The organism is Streptomyces sp. NPDC006265, from assembly GCF_040613555.1.
GTDB lineage: Bacteria > Actinomycetota > Actinomycetes > Streptomycetales > Streptomycetaceae > Streptomyces.
Window position 1 is genome coordinate 1 of sequence record NZ_JBEXSH010000883.1, and the last position, 3,735, is coordinate 3,735.

The 3,735-nt window shown below is 71.4% G+C and carries 5 protein-coding genes; 2 read left to right on the plus strand and 3 right to left on the minus strand.

Translation table 11 applies throughout. From position 1 onward, the window contains the following. The first annotated feature begins 7 nt into the window (after positions 1-7). Positions 8-643: a class F sortase gene (locus ABZ281_RS42050; RefSeq protein WP_356663249.1), complete on the plus strand. Its 636-nt coding sequence runs from the start codon at positions 8-10 to the stop codon at positions 641-643. 86 nt (positions 644-729) lie between these two features. After that, positions 730-2,628, plus strand: coding sequence for a molecular chaperone HtpG (gene htpG / locus ABZ281_RS42055; protein ID WP_356663243.1), 1,899 nt, complete (start codon positions 730-732; stop codon positions 2,626-2,628). A gap of 12 nt (positions 2,629-2,640) precedes the next feature. Here the strand turns inward: htpG and ABZ281_RS42060 are convergent, their stop codons facing one another. From ABZ281_RS42060 to ABZ281_RS42070, 3 genes are all read right to left on the minus strand, one after another. Continuing rightward, the gene (locus ABZ281_RS42060) at positions 2,641-2,892 is read right to left on the minus strand and encodes a twin-arginine translocase TatA/TatE family subunit (protein WP_356663245.1); all 252 of its coding nucleotides are present in this window, start codon (positions 2,890-2,892) and stop codon (positions 2,641-2,643) included. Further along, complete coding sequence (locus tag ABZ281_RS42065; RefSeq protein ID WP_356663247.1) at positions 2,880-3,545, minus strand: hypothetical protein; 666 nt, start codon at positions 3,543-3,545, stop codon at positions 2,880-2,882. Before ABZ281_RS42065 ends, ABZ281_RS42060 begins: the two co-directional genes overlap by 13 nt. A 79-nt stretch (positions 3,546-3,624) precedes the next feature. Continuing rightward, the coding region (locus tag ABZ281_RS42070; protein WP_356663251.1) for a TerD family protein at positions 3,625-3,735 on the minus strand (111 nt) is incomplete at its 5' end.

Sequence of the window (3,735 nt, forward strand, 5' to 3'; positions counted from 1 at the left end):
CCGCGTCGTGACGGTGCTCTGGGTGGTGGCCGCGCTCGTCCCGACCGTGAACCTGGTCGGCGGCCGCGGCGAGTCGCCGGACACCGCCGGCCCGCCGCCCGCCGTGGCCGCAGCCTCGGCCGTTCCCGACCTGCCCGACACGCCGTCCCCGTCCGCGGCACCCCACCGGCCCGGCGCGTCCGGCCCCCATCTGCCGCGGTCCCGGCCGGTCCGTCTGCTCATCCCCAAGATCTCGGTCGACGCGCCCTTCACCGCTCTCGCCATCAACGATTCCGGGCAGCTGGAGCCGCCGCCGCCGAACGACACCAATCTGGTCGGCTGGTACGCCAAGGGCCACACGCCCGGGGAACCCGGCACCGCCATCATCGCCGGGCACGTGGACACCACGACCGCCCCGGCCGTGTTCGCCGGACTCAACGAACTCAAGAAGGGCGACCGGTTCCAGGTGGCGCGGGCCGACGGCAGTAAGGCGACCTTCGCCGTCGACGCCACCGAGTCGTTCGAGAAGGACGCCTTCCCCAGCGACCGCGTCTACGGCGACACACCGAGGGCCCAGGTCCGGCTCATCACCTGCTCCGGCTCCTACGACCGTCAGGCCCGGGACTACACCGAGAATCTGGTCGTCTTCGCCCACCTCGTCTGACTTCCGGGGCGCGGGCCTGACTTGGTGTTTTACAGTGACAGCCACCAGTTCAGGCGACTGTGGGACCTGTGAGGGATTCGCGAACCATGACGACCGAAACGTTTGAGTTCCAGGTAGAGGCACGTCAGCTGCTCCAGCTGATGATCCACTCGGTCTACTCGAACAAGGATGTCTTCCTGAGGGAGCTCGTCTCCAACGCCTCCGACGCGCTCGACAAGCTGCGTCTGGAGAAGCTGCGGGACGACTCCCTCGACGCCGACGTGTCGGACCTGCACATCGAGCTCGACGTCGACAAGGAGGCCCGCACCCTCACCGTGCGGGACAACGGCATCGGCATGTCGTACGACGAGGTCGGCAAGCTCATCGGCACCATCGCCAACTCGGGGACGGCCGCGTTCCTGGAGGAGCTGAAGGAGGCCAAGGACGCGGCCGGGGCCGAGGGGCTCATCGGCCGGTTCGGGGTCGGCTTCTACTCCGGCTTCATGGCGGCGGACGAGGTGACGCTGGTGACCCGGCGCGCCGGCGAGGGCCAGGGGACCCGCTGGACGTCGCGCGGCGAGGCGACGTACACGCTGGAGAGGGTCGACGACGCGCCGCAGGGCACCTCCGTGACGCTCCACCTCAAGCCCGCGGACCCCGAGAACCAGCTGTACGACTACACCTCCGAGTGGACGATCCGGGAGATCGTCAAGCGCTACTCGGACTTCATCACCTGGCCGATCCGGATGGTCCCGGAGACCCGGGAGGGGGAGGACGCGCCCGGGCCCGAGACGCTGAACTCCATGAAGGCCCTGTGGGCGCGCTCGCGCGCCGAGGTGTCCGACGACGAGTACCACGAGCTGTACAAGCACATCAGCCACGACTGGCGCGAGCCCCTGGAGACGATCCGGCTCCAGGCCGAGGGCACCTTCGAGTACCAGGCCCTGCTCTTCGTCCCCTCGCACGCCCCGCACGACCTGTTCACGCGGGACTTCAAGCGAGGCGTCCAGCTCTATGTGAAGCGCGTCTTCATCATGGACGACTGCGAGGCGCTGCTGCCGCCCTACCTCCGCTTCGTCAAGGGCGTCGTCGACGCGCAGGACCTCTCGCTCAACGTCTCCCGCGAGATCCTCCAGCAGGACCGGCACATCCGGATGATGCAGCGCCGGCTGACCAAGAAGGTGCTCTCCACGGTCAAGGAGTTCATGGCCAAGGACGCCGACCGCTACGCCACGTTCTGGCGCGAGTTCGGCACCGCCCTGAAGGAGGGCCTGGTCACCGACCCCGAGAACCGCGACGCCATCCTCGCCGTCTCCTCGTTCGCGACCACGCACTCCGCCGACGAGCCGACCACGCTCGCGCAGTACGTGGAGCGGATGAAGGACGGCCAGGACGACATCTGGTTCATCACCGGCGAGTCCCGGCAGAGCATCGAGAACTCTCCGCACATGGAGGCGTTCCGGGACAAGGGCATCGAGGTGCTGCTGCTCACCGACGCCGTCGACGAGGTCTGGGCCGACGCGGTCGGCGAGTACGAGGGCAAGAAGCTGCGGTCCGTCGCCAAGGGCGAGATCGACCTCGACGCCGAGGGCGCGGAGAAGACCGGCGAGGAGCGGGAGAAGCAAGCCGAGGAGTACGCCGGGCTGCTCGGCTGGATGCGGGAGCGGCTCGACGAGGACATCAAGGAAGTCCGCCTCTCCACGCGGCTCACGGTCTCCCCGGCCTGCATCGTCTCCGACGCGCATGGCCTGACCCCGGCCCTGGAGAACATGTACCGGGCGATGGGCCAGGAGGTGCCGCGCACCAAGCGGATCCTGGAGCTCAACCCCGGCCACCCGCTGGTGAAGGGGCTGCACGAGGCGTACCGGGCGAAGGAGGACCGTACGGAGCTCGCCGAGTCCGCCGAGCTGCTCCACAGCCTGGCGGTGCTCGCCGAGGGCGGCCAGCCCAAGGACCCGGCGCGCTTCGTCAGGCTCGTGGCGGACCGCCTGGAGCGGACGCTGTAGTCAGGGCAAGGATCAGGGGTGGTCCGGGGCGTTTGCCGGCCGGGCGCCGGGCGGGGTGGTGCCGGTGCCCGGCGGGACGACCTCGCCCTGGACCACCCGCGGCGCGGGGGCCGTCCCGGCCTCCTCGTCCTTCGCCGCGCGGGCCTCGGCCTTGAGGATGCGGGTCGCCTTGCCTGCCGAGCGGGTCAGCTCGGGGAGCTTCTTCATCCCGATGACGGCTATGACGACGATGAGAATGATCGCGAGCTCGCTCAGTCCGAACATGGTGTCCTGTCCTCTCTCGCCCGGGCCGGGCACGGCGTGAGCGTATCGGGCGGGGAGCACGGTGTGATCGCCATCCCGGGATGCGGCCCCAGGTGCCGGCGCAGATGCGGCAGCATCCCGCGGTCGAGCAGCTCCTGCCGCCAGACCAGCCGGGCGTGCTCCACCTGGTCGGCGGCCGGGGGCACGCCGCGCCGGCGCAGGGTCGTGTGCAGCACGGCGGCCAGGGTGACGAGGCCGGTCAGGGCCGCCACGAGCGCCAGGCTCCAGCCGGCCGCGACGAGCGACCCGGACAACGGACCGAGGGCGTCCGCGAGGCGGAGCAGACCGCCGGTCAGGAGCAGTGCCGCGGCGGACGTGCCCGCCACGAGCGGCGTGAGCACCGCGAGGGCCGGCAGCGGACTGCCCGCGCCGAGCAGGCTCCGCGCCTCGTGCCGGGCGGCCCTGCGGACGGCCAGGTAGGAGCGGTACGGCCGCTCGGCCGCCGCCGCGATGTCGTCGGCTTGGGCGAGAGCGTGGGCGCGCAGGTGCGCCGCCGCCCGGCCGGTCGGGTCGGCGCCCAGGGCGCCACGGACGTCCGCGGTGCCCAGCGCGTGGTGCAGGACGGCTTCGAAGTCCGCGCGGTCGTCCGGGCGGAGGCGGGACGGGTCGGCCACATGGTCTCCCGGTCGGTTGCTGGGGCGGCCGCCGGGCCCGGCCAGACGCGGTCGGTCCCGGCGGCGCGGTCGGTCCGGGTCAGACGTTGACGCCGAAGTCGGAGGCGATGCCGGCCAGGCCCGAGGCGTAGCCCTGGCCGACGGCGCGGAACTTCCACTCCGCGCCGTGCCGGTAGAGCTCGCCGAAGAC

Coding starts and splice junctions, on each gene's coding strand:
- ABZ281_RS42060 (WP_356663245.1), bottom strand. CDS start 2,892: ATGTTCGGACTGAGCGAGCTCGCGATCATTCTCATCGTCGTCATAGCC.
- htpG (WP_356663243.1), top strand. CDS start 730: ATGACGACCGAAACGTTTGAGTTCCAGGTAGAGGCACGTCAGCTGCTC.